The organism is Xanthomonas sp. NCPPB 3174 (assembly GCF_056725205.1).
Map to the genome: position 1 here is coordinate 4,336,574 of NZ_CM161517.1, position 21,800 is coordinate 4,358,373.

Here is a 21,800-nt window from a genome sequence, read left to right on the forward strand (position 1 = left end):
CGCATGTTCGCTTACTACCTTCGCCTGGCGCTGCGCAGCTTCGGCCGCAACCGCATCCTCACCGCGCTGATGGTGCTGGCCGTGGCGCTGGGCATCGGCGCGTCGATGACCATGCTGACCGTGCTGCATACGCTCTCCGGCGACCCGCTGCCCGGGCGCAGCGCCACGCTGTTCCATCCGCAACTGGATCCGCGTCCGCGCAACCTGCCCAGCGCCGACCCTGAGCCGCCGGACGAGCTGACCTGGCAGGACGCGACCGCCCTGTATCGGGCGCAGGCGGCGCCGGCGCAGACCATGACCAGCGCGAACTGGCTGCCGGTGCGCCAGACCGTGCCCAACAGCCCCCTGCGCATGCTCACCACGCGCGCCGCCACGGCCGACCTGTTCGGCATGTTCGGCATGCGCTTCCTCTACGGCAGCGGCTGGAGCCATCGCGACGATACCCAGCGCGCGCCGGTGGTGGTGCTGAGCCGCAAGCTCAACGACGCGCTGTTCGGTGGCGCGGACAGCGTCGGCAAGACCCTGACCATCGCCACCCGCCCGTTCCGGGTGATCGGGGTGATCGACGCCTGGAATGCGCAGCCGCGCTTCTACGATCTCAACTCCGGCGCGTACACGCCGCCGGAGGAGCTGTACATGCCGTTCGAGACCTGGCTGGATCTGCCGCAGGACTACGGCTACGGGCCGATGCAGTGCTGGGGCAAGGATGGCGAGGCCGGCCTGCACGACCCCAAGGCCGCGCAATGCACCTGGGTGCAGTACTGGGTGCGGCTGGACACGCCCGAGCAGGTGCGGCGCTACCGCGCGGCGCTGGAGGCCTACAGCGCGCAGCAGCGCCAGCTCGGCCGCTTCGAACGCGCCCCCAACACCCGCCTGCGCAGCCTGGTCGACTGGCTGGACTACAAGCGGGTGGTGCCGGCCACGGTGCGCATGCAGACCTGGATCGCCTTCGGCGTGCTGCTGGTGTGCCTGCTCAATGCGGTCGGCCTGCTGGTCGCCAAGTTCATGCGCAAGGCCGGCGAGATCGGCGTGCGCCGCGCGCTCGGTGCCAGCCGCCGCGCGGTGTTCGCGCAATGCCTGGCCGAATCGGCGCTGATCGGCTGCCTGGGCGGCCTGCTCGGCATCCCGCTGACCTGGATCGGCCTGTGGCTGGTGCGCCAGCAACCGGTGGCCTATGCGCAGCAGGCGCATGCCGATCCCGCGATCCTGGGCATCGCCCTGGCCGTGGCCACGCTGTCGGCGCTGGCCGCCGGCCTGTGGCCGGCCTGGCGCGCCTCGCGCATCGCCCCCGCCCTGCAGGTGAAATCGCTATGACCCCGTTGCCTCCGGTACGCCCCATCCTGTCCGCACTGGGCAGCCATCGCGCCGCGGTGGTGCTGATGGCCCTGCAGATCGCCCTGACCCTGGCGGTGCTGTGCAACCTGGTGTTCATCATCGCCCGCACCTACCAGCGCGTGCAGACCCCGACCGGGGTGATGGAACAGGATATCGGCCTGATCCAGAGCATCAGCGTGGTCGGCGAGCCGGGCAGCATCAGCAGCGTCGGCCGCAGCCTGGACCTGTTGCAGGCGGTGCCCGGCGTGGAAGCGGCGGCGTTCGGCACGCCGCCGCTGTGGGGCCCGACGCAGGCGCAACTGTTCCTGCAGCCGCAGGCCACGCAACCGGTCGCCCGTGCCCGCCTGTTCCTCGGCAGCCAGGGCCTGAACCGTACGCTGGGCATCCGCATCGTCGCCGGCCGCGACCTGCGCGACGCGGAACTCACCGGCGCCTCCGACCTGTTCGGCGCGCCGCCGGAGATCGAGCGGCGCCTGCCGGCGCTGATCACGCCCTCGCTGGCCGCCAAACTGTTCCCCGGCGCGTCGCCGCTGGGGCGCACGCTCTACACCAGCGCCTTCAACCAGCCGGTGCGCCTGGACATCGTCGGGGTGATGGCGCCGGTCCGCGGCGAGATCACCGGCCACGCCGACGATGCCGATGCGCTGCTGACCGAGATCCGCATCGGCAGCGAAGGCTGGGGCGGCGGCTACGTGATCCGCAGCACGCCGGGGCAACTGGCACAGGCGCTGCCGCGCGCGGCCGCGGCGATGCAGCGCGCCAACCCGACCTACGTGCAGCAGCGCGTGAGCACCATGCAGGAGCTGCGGACCGAGTACTTCAAGAGCGACAGCGCAGTGGCGCGGATGCTGCTGGCGATCATCCTGATCCTGCTCACGGTCACCGCGCTGGGCATCGGCGGGCTGGCCAGCTTCTGGGTGCAGCAGCGCACCCGGCAGATCGGCATCCGCCGCGCGCTCGGCGCCACCCGCGGTGACATCCTGCGCTACTTCCAGACCGAGAATTTGCTCATCGTCGGCGCCGGCGCGCTGCTCGGCGCGGTGCTCGCCTACGTCATGAACCAGTGGCTGATGCAGCGCTTCGAACTGGAGCGGCTGTCTTCGCCGACCGTGCTCACCGGCATCGTCGCGGTGTGGCTGCTCGGCCAGCTCGCCGTCCTCGGCCCGGCCCTGCGCGCCGCCGCCGTCCCACCCGCCACCGCCACCCGCAGCGCCTGACCCCGGAGCTCCCATGTTCGGCTACTACGTCCGCCTCGCCTTGCGCAGCTTCCGCCGCAACACCGTCCTCACCGCGCTGATGGTGCTGGCCATCGCCTTGGGCATCGGCGCCAGCATGACCACGCTGACCGTGTTCTACGTGCTCTCCGGCGACCCGATTCCGCAGAAGAGCGATCGCCTGTTCTACGTGCAGGTGGATGCGCAACCCAAGGCCGGTTTCCAGCCGGGCGAGGAACCGGATTCGCAGAACACGCGCTTCGATGCCGAGGCGCTGCTGCGCGAGAAGCGCGCCAAGCGCCAGGCGCTGATGACCGGCGGCAGCGTGGCGATCGAACCGACCAAGAGCGGCCTGAAGCCGTTCAAGTCGGAAGTGCGCTTCACGTCGGCGGACTTCTTTCCGATGTTCGACACGCCGTTCCAGTACGGCCACGGCTGGACCGGCACCGAAGACGAGCGCCACGACCGCGTGGTCGTGATCAGCAGGAAGCTCAACGAGAAGCTGTTCGACGGCGCCGACAGCGTCGGCCGCGAACTGCGCATGGACCAGAACACCTTCCGCATCGTCGGCGTGCTCGACACCTGGGAGGTCAAGCCGCGCTTCTACGACGTCACCAACACCTATGGGTCGGACGAACAGGCCTATCTGCCGTTCTCGGTGGCGATGGATCTGAAGATGGACCGCAACGGCAGCATGAACTGCTTCGGCGACAGCAACGGCGACCAGACCGCGCTCAATGCGCCGTGCGCCTGGGTGCAGTACTGGGTGGAACTGGAGAACCCGGCGCAGGCTGCCGACTACAAGGCCTACCTGGAGAACTATTCGGCCCAGCAGCGCGCCGCCGGCCGCTTCCAGCGCCCCAACAACGTGCGCCTGCGCAACGTCATGCAGTGGCTGGACCACAACGAAGTGGTGCCCGGCGACGTGCGCCTGCAGCTGTGGCTGGCGATGGGCTTCCTGCTGGTGTGCCTGCTCAACACCGTCGGCCTGCTGCTGGCCAAGTTCCTGCGCCGCAGCGGCGAGATCGGCGTGCGTCGCGCGCTCGGCGCTTCGCGCGGGGCGATCTTCGCGCAATGCCTGGTGGAAGCCGGCGCGATCGGCCTGGCCGGCGGCGTGGCCGGTCTCGGCCTGGCCACGCTCGGTCTGTGGGCCGTGCGCCAGCAGCCGGCCAGCTACGCCAAGCTGGCGCATCTGGACCCGAGCATGCTGGCGCTGACCTTCGCCATGGCGGTGGGCGCCAGCCTGCTCGCCGGTCTGTTGCCGTCGTGGCGCGCCATCCAGGTCGCGCCCGCCCTGCAGCTCAAGTCCTGATCCTGCGCGCCCTGCGCCTTCCACGCATTCTCACAAGGTCATCGCCATGGATATCCGCCCCATCCTGTCCACCTTGCGCCGCCACAAGACCGCCGCCGCGCTGATCGTGCTGGAGATCGCCCTGGCCTGCGCGATCGTCTGCAATGCGCTGTTCCTGATCGGCAACCGCATCGAGACCCTGCACCGGCCCAGCGGCATCGCCGAGTCGGAACTGGTGACGATCTCGCTGGGCGGCATCGGCCAGCAGGTCAACGCCGCCGCGCGCACCCGCGAAGACCTGGCCGCGTTGCGCGCGGTGCCCGGCGTACGCAATGCCACGCTGCTCAACCAGGTGCCGTTCGTGCACTACTCCTGGAACACCAGCCTGTCGCTGAGCGCGGACCAGGAGCGGCCCACCCTCAATGCCGCGCAGTACATGGCCGAGGAAGGCACGCTGAAGACCCTGGGCCTGAAGCTGGTGGCCGGGCGCGATTTCGCCCCCGACGAGTACATGGATCTGGAAGCCGCGCAGACCGACAAGCGGATCCAGGAGAAGGGCACCGCCATCATCCTCAACCGCGCCACCGCGGAGAAGATGTTCCCGGGGCAGAACGCGCTGGGCAAGACCGTGTACACCGGGCCGGTGGGCGCCCGCGTGGTCGGCATCGTCGAGACCCTGGCGCGGCCCACCGCGGCCAGCGGCCTGGCCGAGATCGACTACGCGATGCTGCTGCCGTTTCGCCTGAACTACACCGACGGGCTATACGTGCTGCGGGTCACCGACCCGGCGCGGCGCCAGGAAGTGCTGAACGCGGCCACCGCGGCGCTGATGAAGGTCGACAGCAGCCGACTGGTTCTCAAGCAGCAGACCTACAGCGAGATCCGCGACGCCTACTTCCAGGGCGATCGCGCGATGGTCTGGCTGCTCGGCGCGGTCTGCGTCGCGTTGCTGATCGTCACCGCGCTGGGCATCGTCGGCCTGGCCAGCTTCTGGGTGCAGCAGCGCACCAAGCAGATCGGCATCCGCCGCGCGCTCGGCGCCACCCGCGGGCAGATCCTGCGCTACTTCCAGACCGAGAACTTCCTGCTGGCCAGTACCGGCATCGTGCTCGGCATGCTGCTGGCCTACGCCATCAACCAGTGGCTGATGGGCAAGTACGAACTGCCGCGGCTGCCGCTGGCCTACCTGCCGATCGGCGCGGTGGCGCTGTGGCTGCTCGGCCAGCTGGCGGTGTTCGCGCCGGCGCGCCGCGCCGCCGACGTGCCGCCGGCCGTCGCCACCCGCAGTACCTGACCCATCCCCTTGGCCGGCTCCGGCCGGCCTTTTTTCTTCAGGACGCCCGATGTTCGGCTACTACTGCAAACTGGCGCTGCACAGCTTCGGTCGCAACCGCCTGCTGACCGCACTGATGGTGCTGGCGATCGCGGTCGGCATCGGCGCATCAATGACCACGCTGACCGTATTCCACGTGCTGGCGGCCGATCCCATTCCCGGCAAGAGCGCGCAGCTGTTCAACGTCGAACTCAACGTCGAGCCGGACGACCGTTACGATCCGAACGACGCCGACCCGCAGCAACTGACCCGCCGCGATGCCGAGGCGCTGCTGCGCGACAGGCGCGGCGACCGCCAGGCGATGATGTCGGCCGGCAGCGTGACGGTGGTGCCGGCCCAGCCGCAGCTGACCCCGTTCGGCGCCGAAGCGCGCTACACCAGCGCCGACTTCTTTCCGATGTTCGCGGTGCCGATGCGCTACGGCCACGCCTGGAGCGCGGACGACGATGCCCGGCGCGCGCGTGTCGCGGTGATTTCGCGACGGCTCAATACCCAACTGTTCGGCGACGCCAACAGTGTCGGCCGCCAACTCCAGCTCGGCGATGCCGTGCTGCGCGTGGTCGGGGTGATCGATGCCTGGGACATGAACCCGCGCTTCTACGACCTGACCAACACCGAGTATGGCGACAGCGAAGACGTGTTCGTGCCGTTCTCCACCGCGCGCGACCTGGACCTGGACGTCAGCGGTTCGATGTCCTGCTGGGGCGACCATGCCGGCAACAGGACCAGTGCGAACGCCCCCTGCGCCTGGATCCAGTACTGGGTGGAACTGGACAGCCCCGCCAAGCGCGCCGCCTACCTGGACGCGCTGCAGGCCTATGCGCGGCAGCAGCGCGACGCGGGCCGCTTCCGCCATCCGCCGGACATCCGCCTCAGCGACGTGATGACCTGGCTGGACCGCAACCACGCCGTGCCCTCCGACGTGCGCCTGCAGGTGGGGCTGGCGCTGGCGTTCCTGGGCATCTGCCTGCTCAACACCGCCGGGCTGATGCTGGCCAAGTTCCTGCGCCACAGCGGCGAGATCGGCGTGCGCCGCGCGCTCGGCGCCTCGCGGCGGACGATCTTCGCCCAGCACCTGATCGAAGCGGCGGCGATCGGCCTGGCCGGCGGCGCCGGCGGCCTGCTGCTGGCCTGGATCGGCACCTGGCTGGTGCGGCAGCAGCCGGCCGACTACGCCGCGCTGGCGCACCTGGATGGCCGCATGCTGCTGCTCGCCCTGGCGATGAGCCTGGGCAGCGCGCTGCTCGCCGGCCTGCTGCCGGCCTGGCAGGCGATGCGCGTGTCCACCGCCCTGCAGCTCAAGTCGCAATGACGCGCCGCGCGCGCCCTCTCCGCCAGGAACTCCCACCGTGTCCCTCCATCCCATCCTCTCCAGTCTGCGCAAGCACCGCGTCGCCGCCAGCCTGATCGTGCTGGAGATCGCCTTCAGTTGCGCCGTGGTCTGCAACGCGCTGTTCCTGATCGATCAGCGGCTCGAGCGCATGCAGCGGGCCAGCGGCGTCGCCGAGCAGGAGCTGGTGCAACTGCGCAGCCGCAGCGTGGTCAGCGACGGCAACAGCGCGGCGCAGACCCGCGCCGACCTGGACGCGCTGCGACGCATTCCGGGTGTACGCGAGGCCAGCATCATCAACCAGGCGCTGTTCGGCGACTCGCTCGGCTACAGCGGCGTGTCGCTGCGCCCGGAGCAGGAGCGCAGCACCCTGCATGCGGTGCAGTACTTTGGCGACGCGCGGCTGCTCGATACCCTGGGGCTGCATCTGGTCGCAGGGCGCCGCTTCGCGGACGACGAGTTCATCGACGACGCGCAACTGCGCGATCCGGTGGCCAAGCGCATCCCGCCCTCGGTCATCCTCAGCCAGTCGCTGGCGCAACGCCTGTTCCCCGGCCAGAACGCCGTGGGCCGCACCATCTACGTCTACGGCGAACACCGGGTCGTCGGCGTGGTGCAACGCTTGGTGCAACCCCGCGAAGGAGGGAACGTCGGCCACTACGAGGACACGATGCTGTTCCCGGTGAACGTTCCCTACGATCGCGGCACCTACCTGTTGCGCGTGCGCGACCCGGCGCAGCGCGAGTCCGTGTTGCGGCAAGCCAAGGCGACGCTGTCGCAACACGGTCCACGGCGGATGGTGAAGGGCGGCAAGACCCTGCAACAAGCGCGCGCGGACTACTACCGCGACGACCAGGCGATGGCCTGGCTCCTGGTCGGCGTGTGCGTCCTGCTGCTGTTGGTCACCGCGCTGGGCATCGTCGGCCTGACCAGCTTCTGGGTGCAGCAGCGCACCAAGCAGATCGGCATCCGCCGCGCGCTCGGCGCCACCTGCACGCAGATCCTGCGGCATTTCCAGCTGGAGAACTTCCTGCTCGCCAGCGCCGGCATCGTCCTCGGCATGCTGCTGGCCTACGCCGCCAACCTGTATCTGATGAGCGCCTACGAGCTGCCGCGGCTGCCGTTGTGGTACCTGCCGATCGGCGCACTGGCGCTGTGGCTGCTCGGCCAGCTTGCGGTGCTGCCGCCCGCGCGCCGCGCCGCCGCGGTGCCGCCGGCGGTGGCCACGCGCAGTGTCTGAGCGAACGCGGCCACCGTCCAAACGAGGAGAAGCAGGATGCTGAACCATTATCTGCTGCTGGCCTGGCGCAGCCTGCGGCGCACGCCGATCGCCACCGCGCTGATGGTGCTGGCGATCGGCCTGGGCATCGGCGCGAGCATGACCATGCTGACGGTGCTGCACGTGATGTCGCGCGACCCGCTGCCGGACAGGAGCGGTGCGCTCTATACCCCGCATCTGGATCCGTTGCCGAGCAGCTACCCGGACAATCAGGAGTGGGGCGATCCGGCCGACAACCTCACCTGGCCCGACGCCATGGCGCTGCTGCGGGCCGCACCCACCACGCCGCAGGCGGCGATGGCCGGCGGGCAGGTCTTGCTGTGGCCGCCGCGCGCGGCGCAAGCGCCGCTCGACCTGAGCGGCCGCTACACCAGCGCCGGGTTCTTCGCCCTGTTCGGCATCCCCTTGCAGCGCGGCCACGGCTGGAGCGCGGCGGACGACCAGCGCCACGCCCGCGTCATCGTGCTGAGCCGCACCTTGGCCGACACCCTGTTCGGCGCGCGCGATCCGGTCGGCCAACGGGTGGCGCTCGGAGAAAAGCGCATCGGCTTCGAGGTGATCGGCGTGACCGGCGATTGGGATCCGCAACCGCTGTTCTACGCCGACCCGGGCAGCAAGGGCAGTTTTGGCCAGCGCGACGATTTCTTCCTGCCGCTGTCGACCGCGATGGAACTGGCGCTGGACGTCAACAGCAACATCAGCAGCTGGAACAGCTTCAACGGCGACGACGCGGCGCGACGCAGGGATCCGTCGACCAGCTGGCTGCAGTTCTGGGTGCGCCTGGACACGCCGCAGCAGGTCGCCGCCTACCAGCGCCTGCTCTACGACTACGCCGCGACACAGCACGCCAGCGGCCGCTTCCAGCGCCCGCCGGAACGGGCGCGGCTGTATGCGTTGATGGACTGGCTGCGCCACCTGCGGATGGTGCCCGACGATGTGCGCCTGCAGACACTGCTGGCGCTGGGTTTCCTGTGGATCTGCCTGGTCAACGTGATCGCCTTGCTGCTGGCGAAATTCCTGCGCCGCGGCGGCGAGATCGGCGTGCGACGCGCGCTCGGTGCCCGCCGCGGCCACGTGTTCCTTCAGTTCGGCAGCGAGGCCGCGCTGATCGGGCTGTTCGGTGGCGCAGTGGGCATCGCGATCGCCGAACTGGGTCTGTGGAGCGTGCGCCAGCGCCCGGACGACTACGCCAGGTTGGCGCGGATGGACCTGCAGATGTTGCTCGCCACCGTGGCATTGGCGGTGATCGCCGCACTGCTGGCGGGCCTGCTGCCCGCCTGGCGGGCCAGCCGGATCGACCCCGCCCTGCAGATCAAGGACCTGACATGAATCTGCCGATCCGCCCCATCCTCTCCAGCCTGCAGCATCACCGCCTGACCGCCGCGCTGCTAGCGCTGCAGGTCGCCCTGACCTGCGCCTTCGTCGCCAACGCCGTGTTCCTGATCGGTGGGCGCATCGAACGTCTGCGGGTCTCCAGCGGCTTGCCCGAGGAAGAACTTTCGCTGATCTCGGTGCGCGGCGTCCAGAGCGATGGCAATGCGCTGGCCCAGCAACAATCCGATCTGCGGGCGTTGCGCAGCATTCCCGGTGTCACCGCAGCCGCCGCGATCGGCTTCAGCCTGCCGCTGTCCGGCGGCGCCAACGACTATGGCGGTTGCCCCGACCAACAGACGCTGGAGCGCGCGATGGCGCAGCAGTCGATGGACAATACAGGGTGCATCCAGGCCACGTATTACTCCGGCTCGCAAGGTTTCGTGCAGGCCATGGGCGCGCACCTGATCGCCGGCCGCGACTTCCGTGCCGACGAATATTCCTCCGCCACACCGAGCGCGGTGATCGTCACCCGCGCGCTGGCGCGGCAACTGTGGCCAGGCCAACCTGCGGTCGGCAAAACGCTGTATGGCGGAGTCCACGGCGCCATCGTCGTCGGCGTCGTCGACGACCTGCTGCGCACGACGCTGCGCGGCGCAGCGGTCGACCATCTGGCCGCGCTGTCGCCGCAGCTGCCTGCGGGCAACCAGGTGCAATACCTGTTGCGCAGCGCGCCGCAGGACCGCGAACGGATCCTGGCCGCGGCGGCCGACGCGCTGGCACAGGCAGGACCGCTGCGGCTGATTCCCGCCGAAGGGCGCCGCAGCTACGCCCAGCTGCGGCAGCGCTATTTCCAGCGCGATGCCACCATGATCGGCTTGCTGCTCGCGGCAACCACGGGCCTGTTGTTCGTGACCGCCCTGGGCATCGGCGGGCTGGCCAGTTTCTGGGTGCAGCAACGCACGCGCCAGATCGGCATCCGCCGCGCCATCGGCGCGACCCGTCGTGACATCCTGCGCCATTTCCAGACCGAAAACCTGCTGATCGTGAGCGCCGGCAGCGCCGCGGGCATGGTGCTGGCGTTGCTGCTCAATCAAGCGTTGTTGCAGCGCTACGACCTGCCGCGCCTGCCGCTGGGCTACCTGGTGACCGTCGCTGCGGCGCTCCTGCTGCTCGGCCAGCTGGCGATCCTGGCGCCCGCGCGCCGCGCCGCCGCGGTGCCGCCGGCGGTGGCCACGCGCAGTGTCTGAGGCGCCGATGCACGCAGGCACGACAATCTCCACGCAGACTGCGATGATGCCGCCTGGTCCGTTTTTCTTCGCCGGCGCGCGGTTCCGCGCCCAAGGTTCACGATGCCCTGCCTGCTGATCATCGACGACAACCCCGCGGTCGCCACCGCGCTGGAAGTGCTGTTCTCCCTGCACGACATCGACACCGTCTACGCCGACAGTCCGCAAGCGGGCCTGCAGCGCCTGGGCGAAGGCGACATCGACCTGGTCCTGCAGGACATGAACTTCACCGCCGACACCACCTCCGGCGAGGAAGGCGTGGCCCTGTTCGAGGCGATCCGCACGCGCCATCCGGACCTGCCGGTGATCCTGCTGACCGCCTGGACCCAGCTCAGCAGCGCGGTGGAACTGGTCAAGGCCGGCGCCGCCGACTACCTGGCCAAGCCCTGGGACGACCGCAAGCTGCTGACCACGGTCAACAACCTGCTGGAGCTGTCGGAGACGCGACGCGAACTGGAACGCCGCCGCGACGGCGAGCGCCGCCACCGCCAGCAGCTGGCGCAGCGCTATGACCTGTGCGGTGCGGTGTTCGCCGACCCCGCCAGCGAGCGCGCCATCGCCCTGGCCTGCCAGGTCGCGCGTTCGGAACTGCCGGTGCTGATCACCGGCCCCAACGGCAGCGGCAAGGAGAAGATCGCGCAGATCATCCAGGCCAACTCCTCGGTGCGGCGCGGCCCGTTCGTGGCGCTGAACTGCGGCGCGATCCCGGCCGAACTGATCGAGGCCGAACTGTTCGGCGCCGAGGCCGGTGCCTACACCGGCGCCAACAAGGTGCGCGAGGGCAAGTTCGAGGCCGCCGACGGCGGCACCCTGTTCCTCGACGAGATCGGCAACCTGTCGCTGGCCGGGCAGATGAAGCTGCTGCGCGTACTGGAGACCGGCCGCTTCGAGCGCCTGGGCTCCAACCGCGAGCGGCAGGTCAAGGTGCGGGTGATCAGCGCCACCAACGCCGACCTCATCGGCATGATCCGCGACGGCAGTTTCCGCGAGGACCTGTACTACCGGCTCAACGCGGTGGAACTGTCGCTGCCGGCGCTGGCCGAGCGCCCCGGCGACATCGTGCCGCTGGCCGAGCACTTCCTGTCCGGCGACAAGCCGCTGTCGGCGGGCGCCTGCCAGGCGCTGCAGCGCCACGCCTGGCCCGGCAACGTGCGCGAACTGCGCAACGTGGTGCAGCGCGCCGAGCTGCTGGCCGGCGGCGCGCAGATCGAGGCCGCCGACCTCAACCTGCCCAAGCCCGCCGCGCCGCGCACGGCCACCGTCGCCGAACCCGACCGCGAACGCATCGTGGCCGAGCTGAGCCGTGCGCACGGCGTCATCGCCCAGGCCGCCGCCGAGCTGGGCATGAGCCGGCAGGCGCTGTACCGGCGCATGGACCGCTACGGCATCCCGCGCGAATGAAACTGCGCCGCTCCTTCACCGTCATGCTGTTCCTGCGCCTGCTGCCGGTGCTGGCGCTGGCCGCCGCCCTGCCGTGGCTGCTGGCCTACTGGATGGACCGCGGCTGGGAAGTGGTGACGGCCTCGGCGCTGGCCCTGCTGCTGTTGATGTGGTGGACCCTGCGCCGCGCCACCGCACCGATGCGCTCGCTGTTCCGCGCGCTAGCCGGCACCGTCAGCAGCTACCGCGACGGCGAATACAACTTCGGCGTGCACTGGCGCGGCGACGACGAACTGGGCGAGATGGTCGCCGCACACGCCCAGCTCGGCGAGATCCTGCGCGAGCAGCGCCAGGGCCTGGCGCAGCGCGAACTGATGCTCGACACCATGGTGCAAAACACCCCGGTGGCGATGCTGCTCACCTCCAAGGGCGGCGACGGCCTGCGCCGCGTGGTGTTCTCCAACCTGGCCGCGCGCAAGCTGCTGCACAGCGGCTGGAAGCTGGAAGGCCAGCGCCTGGACGACCTGCTGCTGGGCGTGCCGGGGCCGTTGCGCGAAGCGATCTCGCGCGGCGGCGACAGCCTGTTCGCCATCGAGGGCGGCGACGAGGATCCGGACGAGGAGCAGATCTACCACCTGTCGCAGCGGCGCTTCCATCTCAACGGCCGCCCGCACGAACTGCTGCTGATCCGCCTGCTTACCGCCGAACTGCGCCGCCAGGAAGTGCACACCTGGAAGAAGGTGATCCGGGTCATCAGCCACGAGCTCAACAACTCGCTGGCGCCGATCGCGTCGCTGGCGCATTCCGGCGCCGAACTGGTACGGCGACAGAAGGTGGAGCGGCTGGAAGAGGTGTTCGGTACCATCGAGGAGCGCGCGCGGCACCTGGAAGGCTTCATCCGCGGCTATGCTCGCTTCGCCAAGCTGCCGCAGCCGCAACTGCAGACCGTGCACTGGGCGCAGTTCCTGGCCGGGCTGCAGCAGCACATTCCGTTCGCGCTGGAACTGGAGTCGCCGGACCTGCACAGCCGGGTCGATCCGGCGCAACTGCAGCAGGCCCTGCTCAACCTGGTCAAGAACGCCCACGAATCCTTGCCCGAGGGACAGACACCGGTCGACGGCGTGCGCGTGCGCGTGTCCACCCGTCCGGACTGGCTGCGCCTGGAGGTGCTGGACCGCGGCAGCGGCATGAACGAGGCGGTGCTGCACAACGCGCTGATGCCGTTCTATTCGACCAAGCGCAACGGCACCGGCCTGGGCCTGGCCCTGACCCGCGAGATCGTCGAAGCGCACGGCGGCCGCCTGTCGCTGCACAACCGCGACGAAGGCGGACTGTGCGTGACGGTGCAGTTGCCGCAGGGCGAGCGCGGCTGATTTGGGGTCGGGATCGGGGATTCGGGATTGGAGACCCGGCTCCCTGGGAATGCAGCGGTCGCGGCGAGTTGAGAAGCGGCGAGCCGGCCGCGAGGCTCAGTGCGACGGCAGCGGACAGCGCATCGCCACCCGCAAGTGCATCGGGAAGCCGAGCACGGCTTCCTGTTGCCAGGTCGCGCGCAGTTGCGGCCCCCACTGCGCAGGTGGCAGTTCGGCGAAGCCTTCGCTGGCGTAGAACGGCGCATTCCACGGCACATCGCGCAAGGTGGTCAGCAGCATGCACCGGAAGCCCGCCTCCATCGCGGCCGCGCGCGCATGCCGCAGCAGCGCACGGCCATGGCCGCGGCGCCCGAAACGCGGATCGACATCCATCTGTTGCACGTGGAAGCCGTCGTCCAGGCGCCCGCCGAGCAGATAGCCCACGCACTGGCCGTCCTCGTCCAGCGCCACCCATAGCTGCTCGCGCGCCAATCCAGCACGCAGCGCTTCCGCGTCCAGCGCGTGCGCTGCGAACACGGCCTGCGCCGCGTGGCCCTGCAGCAGGGCGCCGGCACGCCGCTCGATCTCCTGCAACCGCGCCAGTTCCTGCGCGCGCGCCAGACGCATGCGGCCGGCCATGCCTCAGTCGCGCTTGCCCGGGCGTTTCCAGCCTTCGATGGTTTCCTGGCGCACCCGCGCCACGCTCAGCTTGCCGGCCGGCGCACTGCGGGTGATCACCGAGCCGGCACCGATGGTGGCGTCGTCGCCGATCTCCAGCGGCGCCACCAGCGCGCTGTTGGAGCCGACGAACACGCCATCGCCAATCGATGTCTGCGACTTGTTGACGCCGTCGTAGTTGCAGGTGATGACGCCGGCACCGATGTTGACGCCGCTGCCGATGGTGGCATCGCCCAGGTAGGTCAGATGATTAGCCTTGCTGCCGACGCCGAGCACCGCCTTCTTGGTCTCGACGAAGTTGCCGATGTGCACGCCGTCGGCCAGCACCGTGCCCGGGCGCAGCCGCGCGAACGGGCCGATCTGCACCGCGCCCTCGGTGACCACACCTTCCAGATCGCAATGCGCACGCACCTCGGTCCCCGGCCCCAGCACCACGTCCTTCAGCCGCACGAACGGGCCGATGCTGACGCCGTCGCCCAGTTCCACCTCGCCTTCCAGGATCACGTTGGCGTCGATGCGCACATCGTGGCCGGCGCGCACGCGGCCGCGCTGGTCCAGGCGGTTCGGGTCGATCAGTTGCACACCCTGTTCGCACAGCGCACGCGCCGCACGCAGTTGCCAGGCGCGTTCCAGTTGCGCCAGCTGCCACGGGTCGTTGGCGCCCTCGGCCTCGATCGGGTCGGCCACCAGCACCATCTCGGCCGGGGTGAACTCGGCGGCGGCGGCGGCGAACACGTCGGTCAGGTAGTACTCGCCCTGCGCGTTGTCGTTGCGCAACTGCGCCAGCCAGCGCTTCAGCGCGGTGGACTCGGCGGTGACGATGCCGGTGTTGATGGTGCGGATGCGCCGCTGCTCGTCGTCGGCGTCCTTCTGCTCGACGATCGCTGCGACCTTTCCGGCCGCATCGCGCACGATGCGGCCGTAGCCGGTGGGATCTTCCGGTTCGGCGACCAGCACCGCGACGCGGCCGGGCGCGTGCAGCAGGCGGATCAGCGTCTCGGCACGGATCAGCGGCACATCGCCGTACAGCACCAGCACTGTGGCCGCGTCGGGCACGGCCGCCATCGCCTGCTGCACCGCGTGGCCGGTGCCGAGTTGCTGCGCCTGCTCGGCCCACAGCAGGTCCGGCTGGTCGGCGAACGCCGCCAGCACCGCCTCGCCGCCGTGGCCATGGACGATGTGGATCGCATCGGGCTGCAGGTGGCGCGCGGTCTCGATCACATGCGCCAGCATCGGCCGGCCGGCGATCGGCTGCAGCACCTTGGGCTTGACCGACTTCATCCGCTTGCCCGCACCGGCGGCGAGGATCACGACGTGCAGGGGCAGACTCATGGGGCGGTTCCGTTGCGGGTGGACGACGAATTCTAGAGGCTGCCGGCCACGTCTGCCGTCACGATCGCGCCACACGCGGCGGGCTGCACATCGGCGCCGCAGGCGCTAGCATGCGCGATCGTCTTCTCCTGCGGATGTTCATGGGTCTCCTGCGCCAGGGCAGCCAGTTCCTGCTGATCGGCCTGCTGCAATTGCTGATCGACTGGAGCGTGTTCGTCGCCGCCACCGCGGCCGGCATGCCCACCGTGCCGGGCAATGTGCTGGGCCGCGTCTGCGGCGCGCTGCTCGGCTTCTGGCTCAATGGCCGCATCACCTTCGCCAACGGCGACGCCGCGCGCCTGGGCTGGCGGCGCTTCGGCCGCTTCATGGCCATGTGGCTGGTGCTTACCGCGCTCAGCACCTGGCTGGTGGCGCTGTGCGCGCACGGGCTGGGCCTGCGCCTGGCCTGGCTGGCCAAGCCGCTGGTCGAAGGCATGCTGGCGGTGGTGTCGTTCTTCCTGGGCCGGCAGTTGGTGTATCGCTAGCATTGGCGAGCACGGCCTGGAGGGTCGGCGATGCGTGCCACCGGCCTGCGCTCCGCGGCGACGGCTGTCGGGTGGGAACCCTCTCGCATGGAAGACGCCCCAGATGCAGCGAGCTGCTCATGGGAACAATCTCCGGTCGCCGCTCATCGAGCCTCCGCGACGAACGCGTTGCACCGTAGGAGCGGCTTCAGCCGCGACCGGGCGTTACCGGGAGAGCTTGTCGCGGCTGAAGCCACTCCTACGAGTGCGCCTGCTACTGCATGCCGCGAACAGCGAAGTCCGGACAGCGACCGGCTTCGACAGCCGTCGGGGCTGAAGCCCTTCCCACAAGAGACCCGCGGGATGCAGCGAGCCCCCCTGTAGGAGCGACTTCAGCCGCGACGAGCGCAGCGTAGACGGCCAGTGTGGATCGGGCCTGCAGAGCGCCCGAACGGCTCAAGTGCCGCTTAGGGCGCCGCCAGCGCGCCGCTGGCGCTGGCGGCTGACGACTCAGTGGCAGAAATCGCCCAGGCTGCGCACCAGCGCCGTGCGGTGCAGTTGGTCCAGCTGCCAGCGCAGCGCATAGGCTTCGGCCGCACGCGCGGTCGTGGCCGGGCAATCCGGCGCCTGGCGCACCGCGGCGCTGGCCTGCAACGCATCCAGCATCTCGCCCTGCAACTGGTCCAGGCGCGCGCGCAGCGCGGTCAGGTCGGGGCGCGGGCTGTCGGGCGCGCGACCGCGCAGATGCCAGCGCGACAGCAGTTCGTATTGCACCAGCTTGTTAGATTCGATCTGCATGCCGAAGAAGCGCGCGGCATCGTCGGCATCCACGCCATGGGCCGGCGCCTGCTCGCGCACGCTGGCCAGCACCGCGGCCTCGCGCGTGGCATCCAGCACCGGCTTGCCGCTGTCCCACTTGCTCAGCGCGACCTGGTCGCCGATCGCATTGCGCTCGACGATGCGATCCAGCAGCGGCTCCAGCGGGGTGGCGCTGCGCGCGGGCAAGGCGCAGCCCATCAGCATGGCGCCGGCCAGCACGGCGGTCAGGGCGTGCGCACAGGGACGAGGAACGGTAGCGGACAGGCTCATCTCGGTTCTCCGGTAACCGTCTGCGCGTGGGGGATGGAGCGCAGATCGGGCGGCCATCTTGCCGCAGTCCACCGACCGCACGATGACCGCACCCGCGTCTTGTCGCATGGCGACACCGCCGAGTCAGCGACCAGCAAGCCAGCGCCGTGCGCGACGTCGCATTCCGCGGTGGCCACGTCGCAGCGCGCCCGCGACCACCGCGCGCCGGTGCCGTCCACCCGCCGCCCTTCCCAGACACGACAACACCGGCAGAAGCCGGCGTCGTCGTCGCGCATGCAGCCGCTGGGCCGCGTGGCGGGAACCCTCAGTGCTTGAGGTTCTTGCGCAGGCGCTCCAGCGCCTGCAACTGTGCGGTGACCTCGGCCAGCTTGGCCTGCGCCTCGGCCACGTCCATGCCTTCGCCGCGGTTGGCGAGCAGGCGCTCGGCTTCTTCCTTGGCCTTGCGCACCGACGCCTCGTCGATGTCCTGCGCGCGGATCGCGGTGTCGGCCAGGATCGTCACCACCTGCGGCTGCACCTCGAGGATGCCGCCGGAAATGGCGAAATCCAGCTGCTCGCCGCTCGCGGTGGTCACCACCACCTTGCCGGGCTTGAGTCGGGTGATCAACGGCGCGTGCTTGGGCGCGATGCCCAGCTCGCCCAACTCGCCGGTCGCGACCACCAGGGTGGCGTCGCCGTGGTAGATCTCATGCTCGGCGCTGACGATGTCGCAACGGATGGTGCTCATGGTTACCTCGCTGGCGCGAGGCGGGATTGGGGATTGGGGATTGGGGATGGGGCAAAGCAGTCGCGCCGCCTTGTCCTCACTCCCACTCCCTTGTCCTCGATGCCGCCTTGCGAATCCCTAATCCCGAATGCCGAATCCCGGCTCTTACGCCTTCTCGGCCATCTTCTTGGCCTTCTCGACCGCTTCCTCGATGCCGCCGACCATGTAGAAGGCCTGCTCCGGCAGGTGGTCGTATTCGCCGTCGACGATGGCCTTGAAGCCGCGGATGGTGTCCTTCAGCGACACGTACTTGCCCGGCGAGCCGGTGAACACTTCGGCCACGTGGAACGGCTGGCTGAAGAAGCGCTCGATCTTGCGCGCGCGCGACACGGCCTGCTTGTCCTCTTCTGACAGTTCGTCCATGCCCAGGATCGCAATGATGTCCTTCAGTTCCTTGTACTTCTGCAAGGTGGACTGCACGCGGCGGGCGGTGTCGTAGTGCTCGTGGCCGATCACGTTCGGGTCCAGCTGACGGCTGGTCGAGTCGAGCGGATCCACCGCCGGGTAGATACCCAGCGAGGCGATGTTACGCGACAGCACGACGGTGGCGTCGAGGTGGGCGAAGGTGGTCGCCGGCGACGGGTCGGTCAGGTCGTCCGCGGGCACGTACACGGCCTGGATCGAGGTGATCGAGCCGGTCTTGGTCGAGGTGATGCGCTCCTGCAGCACGCCCATTTCCTCGGCCAGGGTCGGCTGGTAGCCCACCGCCGACGGCATGCGGCCCAGCAGCGCCGACACTTCGGTACCGGCCAGGGTGTAGCGGTAGATGTTGTCGACGAAGAACAGCACGTCGCGGCCCTTGCCGTTGGCGTCCTTCTCGTCGCGGAAGTACTCGGCCATGGTCAGGCCGGTCAGCGCCACGCGCAGACGGTTGCCCGGCGGCTCGTTCATCTGGCCGTACACCATCGCCACCTTGGACTTGCTCAGGTCGTCCTGGACGATGACGTTGGCGTCGCTCATCTCGTGATAGAAGTCGTTGCCCTCGCGGGTCCGCTCGCCCACGCCGGCGAACACCGACAGGCCCGAGTGCTCGGTCGCGATGTTGTTGATCAATTCCAGCATGTTGACGGTCTTGCCGACGCCGGCGCCGCCGAACAGGCCGACCTTGCCGCCCTTGGCGAACGGGCACATCAGGTCGATGACCTTGATGCCGGTTTCCAGCAGTTCGGTGCTGGAGGACTGGTCGGCGTAGTCGGGCGCCTCGCGGTGGATTTCCCACTGCACGTCGGACTGGACCGGGCCGCGCTCGTCGATCGGCTCGCCGAGCACGTTCATGATGCGGCCCAGGGTGCCGGTGCCGACCGGCACGGCGATCGCCTTGCCGGTGTTGGTGGCGACCAGGTGGCGCTTGAGGCCGTCGGTGGAGCCGAGCGCGATCGTGCGCACGACGCCGTCGCCCAGCTGCTGCTGCACTTCCAGCGTGATGGCGGTGCCTTCGACCTTCAGTGCGTCGTAAATCTTCGGCACATCGGCACGCGCGAATTCGACGTCGACGACCGCGCCGATGATCTGAACGATCTTGCCCTGACTCATTTTGCTGCTCCGGTTAGCTTTAGTTCTGTCCGGATGGCCTGCGCCATCCCGTGGATTTCGTGATTGGGGATTCGCGATTCGGGATTCGCAAAAGCGCGCTGCGCTGCTCTTGCCACTCCCGACTCTCCAATCCCGAATCCCGGCACTTACACCGCCGCCGCGCCGCCGACGATTTCGGAAATTTCCTGGGTGATCGCGGCCTGACGCGCCTTGTTGTAGACCAACTGCAAGGTGCTGATCAGCTTGCTGGCGTTGTCGCTGGCCGCCTTCATCGCGACCATGCGCGCCGCATGCTCGGACGCCACATTCTCCAGCACCGCTTGGTACACCAGCGACTCGATGTAGCGCGTCATCACGTGTTCGAGCACGCTCGCGGCATCGGGTTCGTACAGGTAGTCCCAGTCGTGGTGCGCGACCTGGCTTTCGGCCGCCGGCAGCGGCAGCAACTGGTCGAAGCTGGCCTTCTGCGTCATCGTGTTGACGAAGCGGTTGTAGACCAGATACACGCGATCCAGCTTGCCTTCGGTGAATGCGTCCAGCATCACCTTGATCACGCCGATCAACTGCTCCAGCTGCGGCAGGTCGCCGAGGTGGCTGACGCTGCCGACCATGTCCACCTTGATCCGGCGGAAGAACACCGAGGCTTTCTGACCGATGGTGACCACGTCCACGCCAGCGCCCTGGTCCTGCCACTGGCGCACTTCGCCCAGCATCTTGCGGAACAGGTTGTTGTTCAGGCCGCCAGCCAGGCCGCGATCGGAGGAGATCACGATGTAGCCGACGCGCTTGACGTTCTCGCGCTCGGCCAGGAACGGATGCGTGTAGTCGGTGCTGGCCTGCGCCAGATGCCCGATCACCTGCTTCATCGCCTGCGCGTACGGACGCGAGGTCTTCATCCGATCCTGCGCCTTGCGGATCTTGGAGGCCGAGACCATCTCGAGCGCGCGCGTCACCTTGCGGGTGTTCTGCACGCTCTTGATCTTGGATTTGATTTCGCGTCCGCCTGCCATTACTCGCTCGCTCCGCTCGTGGGATTTGGGATTGGGGATTGGGGATTCGCTAAAGCTCCCAAACCCACCTCACCTGCAAACCCAAATACCTGACTCTTGAGATCCTGACGGTGATCGGGGATCGGCAGATCCCCTGTACCACCGCTCTTACCAATCCCGAATGCCCAATCCCGAATCCCGGCTCTTTACCAGCTACCCGTGGTCTTGAACTCGCCGATGCCCTTCTTGAACGCGGCTTCGATGTCGCCGTTCCAGTCGCCGGTGTCGTTGACCTTGGCCACCAGGTCGCCCTGGGTGTTGGCGAAGTGGGCGTGCAGGCCCTCTTCGAACGCCAGCAGCTTGTTGACCGGCACGTCGTCGAGGTAGCCCTCGTTGACCGCGTAGATCGACAGCGCCTGGTTGGCGATGGACATCGGCAGGTACTGCTTCTGCTTCATCAGCTCGGTGACGCGCTGGCCGCGCTCGAGCTGCTTGCGGGTGGATTCGTCCAGGTCCGAGGCGAACTGCGCGAACGCCGCCAGCTCACGGTACTGCGCCAGCGAGATGCGGATGCCGCCAGAGAGCTTCTTGATGATCTTGGTCTGCGCAGCGCCGCCGACGCGCGAGACCGAGATGCCGGCGTTCACCGCCGGGCGGATGCCGGCGTTGAACAGGTCGGTTTCCAGGAAGATCTGGCCGTCGGTGATCGAGATGACGTTGGTCGGCACGAACGCGGAGACGTCGCCGGCCTGGGTCTCGATGATCGGCAGCGCGGTCAGCGAACCGGTCTTGCCCTTGACCTCGCCATTGGTGAACTGCTCAACGTATTCCTCGGACACGCGCGCGGCGCGCTCCAGCAGGCGGCTGTGCAGGTAGAACACGTCGCCCGGGTAGGCTTCGCGGCCCGGCGGGCGCTTCAGCAGCAGCGAGATCTGGCGGTAGGCCACGGCCTGCTTGGACAGATCGTCGTACACGATCAGCGCGTCTTCGCCGCGGTCCATGAAGTACTCGCCCATGGTGCAGCCGGCGTAGGCGCTGATGTACTGCATCGCCGCCGATTCGGAGGCGGTCGCGGCGACCACGATGGTGTGCGCCAGTGCGCCGTTCTCTTCCAGCTTGCGCACGATGTTGGCGACGGTCGAGGCCTTCTGCCCGATCGCCACGTACACGCACTTGATGCCGGTGCTCTTCTGGTTGATGACCGCGTCGATGGCCATGGCGGTCTTGCCGGTCTGGCGGTCGCCGATGATCAGTTCGCGCTGGCCGCGACCGATCGGGATCATCGCGTCGACCGACTTGTAGCCGGTCTGCACCGGCTGGTCGACCGACTTGCGCCACAGCACGCCCGGCGCCACGCGCTCCACCGGCGCGGTCTGGCTGGTGCCCAGCGGGCCCTTGCCGTCGATCGGCTCGCCCAGCGCGTTGACCACGCGGCCCAGCAGTTCCTTGCCCACCGGCACTTCGAGGATGCGGCCGGTGGTCTTGGCCACGTCGCCTTCGCGCAGGTTCTCGTAGTCGCCGAGCACCACGGCGCCGACCGAGTCGCGCTCCAGGTTCAGCGCCAGGGCGTAGGTGTCGTTCGGCAGTTCGATCATTTCGCCCTGCATCACGTCGGCCAGGCCGAAGATGCGCACGATGCCGTCGGACACGCTGGTGACCGTACCTTCGTTGCGCGACTCCGCGGCCAGCTTGACCTGCTCGATGCGGTTCTTGATCAGTTCGCTGATTTCGGAGGGGTTGAGCGTGGTTGCCATCTTGGTTTCCTTCGGATCGTCCATCGCGCAGCGGCGGATGGC

18 protein-coding genes are annotated in these 21,800 nt (G+C 68.9%); 11 read left to right on the forward strand and 7 right to left on the reverse strand.

From position 1 onward, the window contains the following. Positions 1-3 precede the first annotated feature (3 nt). From AC1PK7_RS18630 to AC1PK7_RS18675, 10 genes are all read left to right on the forward strand, one after another. Entirely contained in the window at positions 4-1,314 is a 1,311-nt protein-coding gene (locus tag AC1PK7_RS18630) for an ABC transporter permease (protein ID WP_481099094.1), read from the forward strand. Continuing rightward, positions 1,311-2,552 carry an ABC transporter permease gene (locus AC1PK7_RS18635; RefSeq protein ID WP_481099095.1) on the forward strand — a complete coding sequence of 414 codons (1,242 nt, stop codon included), beginning with the start codon at positions 1,311-1,313 and terminating at the stop codon, positions 2,550-2,552. Before AC1PK7_RS18630 ends, AC1PK7_RS18635 begins: the two co-directional genes overlap by 4 nt. A 13-nt stretch (positions 2,553-2,565) precedes the next feature. Then, positions 2,566-3,861, forward strand: a complete 1,296-nt coding sequence (locus tag AC1PK7_RS18640; protein WP_019800053.1) for an ABC transporter permease — start codon at positions 2,566-2,568, stop codon at positions 3,859-3,861. A 46-nt stretch (positions 3,862-3,907) separates the two neighbouring features. Continuing rightward, complete coding sequence (locus AC1PK7_RS18645) at positions 3,908-5,134, forward strand: ABC transporter permease (protein WP_481099096.1); 1,227 nt, start codon at positions 3,908-3,910, stop codon at positions 5,132-5,134. A 49-nt stretch (positions 5,135-5,183) separates the two neighbouring features. Then, positions 5,184-6,485 (forward strand): ABC transporter permease, encoded by a 1,302-nt coding sequence (locus AC1PK7_RS18650; RefSeq protein WP_481099097.1) that lies wholly within the window; start codon positions 5,184-5,186, stop codon positions 6,483-6,485. A 37-nt stretch (positions 6,486-6,522) separates the two neighbouring features. Further along, positions 6,523-7,743, forward strand: a complete 1,221-nt coding sequence (locus AC1PK7_RS18655; protein WP_481099098.1) for an ABC transporter permease — start codon at positions 6,523-6,525, stop codon at positions 7,741-7,743. 36 nt (positions 7,744-7,779) lie between these two features. After that, positions 7,780-9,111: an ABC transporter permease gene (locus AC1PK7_RS18660; protein WP_481099099.1), complete on the forward strand. Its 1,332-nt coding sequence runs from the start codon at positions 7,780-7,782 to the stop codon at positions 9,109-9,111. Then, on the forward strand, positions 9,108-10,343 hold the full coding sequence (locus tag AC1PK7_RS18665) for an FtsX-like permease family protein (protein WP_481099100.1): 1,236 nt from the start codon (positions 9,108-9,110) through the stop codon (positions 10,341-10,343). Before AC1PK7_RS18660 ends, AC1PK7_RS18665 begins: the two co-directional genes overlap by 4 nt. Positions 10,344-10,445: 102 nt before the next feature. Further along, positions 10,446-11,783 (forward strand): sigma-54-dependent transcriptional regulator, encoded by a 1,338-nt coding sequence (locus AC1PK7_RS18670; protein WP_481099101.1) that lies wholly within the window; start codon positions 10,446-10,448, stop codon positions 11,781-11,783. After that, positions 11,780-13,135 carry a sensor histidine kinase gene (locus AC1PK7_RS18675; protein WP_481099102.1) on the forward strand — a complete coding sequence of 452 codons (1,356 nt, stop codon included), beginning with the start codon at positions 11,780-11,782 and terminating at the stop codon, positions 13,133-13,135. Before AC1PK7_RS18670 ends, AC1PK7_RS18675 begins: the two co-directional genes overlap by 4 nt. Positions 13,136-13,231: 96 nt before the next feature. On the opposite strand, the gene AC1PK7_RS18680 is transcribed toward AC1PK7_RS18675, so the two are convergent. Both AC1PK7_RS18680 and glmU read right to left on the reverse strand, forming a co-directional pair. Continuing rightward, positions 13,232-13,753 carry a GNAT family N-acetyltransferase gene (locus AC1PK7_RS18680; protein WP_481099103.1) on the reverse strand — a complete coding sequence of 174 codons (522 nt, stop codon included), beginning with the start codon at positions 13,751-13,753 and terminating at the stop codon, positions 13,232-13,234. Between the two features lie 3 nt (positions 13,754-13,756). Next, complete coding sequence (gene glmU / locus AC1PK7_RS18685) at positions 13,757-15,124, reverse strand: bifunctional UDP-N-acetylglucosamine diphosphorylase/glucosamine-1-phosphate N-acetyltransferase GlmU (protein WP_481099104.1); 1,368 nt, start codon at positions 15,122-15,124, stop codon at positions 13,757-13,759. A gap of 140 nt (positions 15,125-15,264) precedes the next feature. Between glmU and AC1PK7_RS18690 the strand changes: the two genes are divergently transcribed. Beyond that, entirely contained in the window at positions 15,265-15,648 is a 384-nt protein-coding gene (locus AC1PK7_RS18690; RefSeq protein WP_209032523.1) for a GtrA family protein, read from the forward strand. Between the two features lie 489 nt (positions 15,649-16,137). Here the strand turns inward: AC1PK7_RS18690 and AC1PK7_RS18695 are convergent, their stop codons facing one another. From AC1PK7_RS18695 to atpA, 5 genes are all read right to left on the reverse strand, one after another. Then, complete coding sequence (locus AC1PK7_RS18695) at positions 16,138-16,716, reverse strand: chorismate mutase (RefSeq protein WP_481099105.1); 579 nt, start codon at positions 16,714-16,716, stop codon at positions 16,138-16,140. A 304-nt stretch (positions 16,717-17,020) separates the two neighbouring features. Beyond that, the gene (locus AC1PK7_RS18700; protein WP_017910296.1) at positions 17,021-17,443 is read right to left on the reverse strand and encodes a F0F1 ATP synthase subunit epsilon; all 423 of its coding nucleotides are present in this window, start codon (positions 17,441-17,443) and stop codon (positions 17,021-17,023) included. 144 nt (positions 17,444-17,587) lie between these two features. Then, positions 17,588-19,015, reverse strand: a complete 1,428-nt coding sequence (gene atpD / locus AC1PK7_RS18705) for a F0F1 ATP synthase subunit beta (RefSeq protein WP_420008027.1) — start codon at positions 19,013-19,015, stop codon at positions 17,588-17,590. A 146-nt stretch (positions 19,016-19,161) separates the two neighbouring features. Beyond that, positions 19,162-20,025, reverse strand: coding sequence for a F0F1 ATP synthase subunit gamma (gene atpG, locus AC1PK7_RS18710; protein WP_209247680.1), 864 nt, complete (start codon positions 20,023-20,025; stop codon positions 19,162-19,164). 185 nt (positions 20,026-20,210) lie between these two features. Beyond that, positions 20,211-21,758 (reverse strand): F0F1 ATP synthase subunit alpha, encoded by a 1,548-nt coding sequence (gene atpA, locus AC1PK7_RS18715; RefSeq protein WP_010340678.1) that lies wholly within the window; start codon positions 21,756-21,758, stop codon positions 20,211-20,213. Between the last annotated feature and the right edge of the window lie 42 nt (positions 21,759-21,800).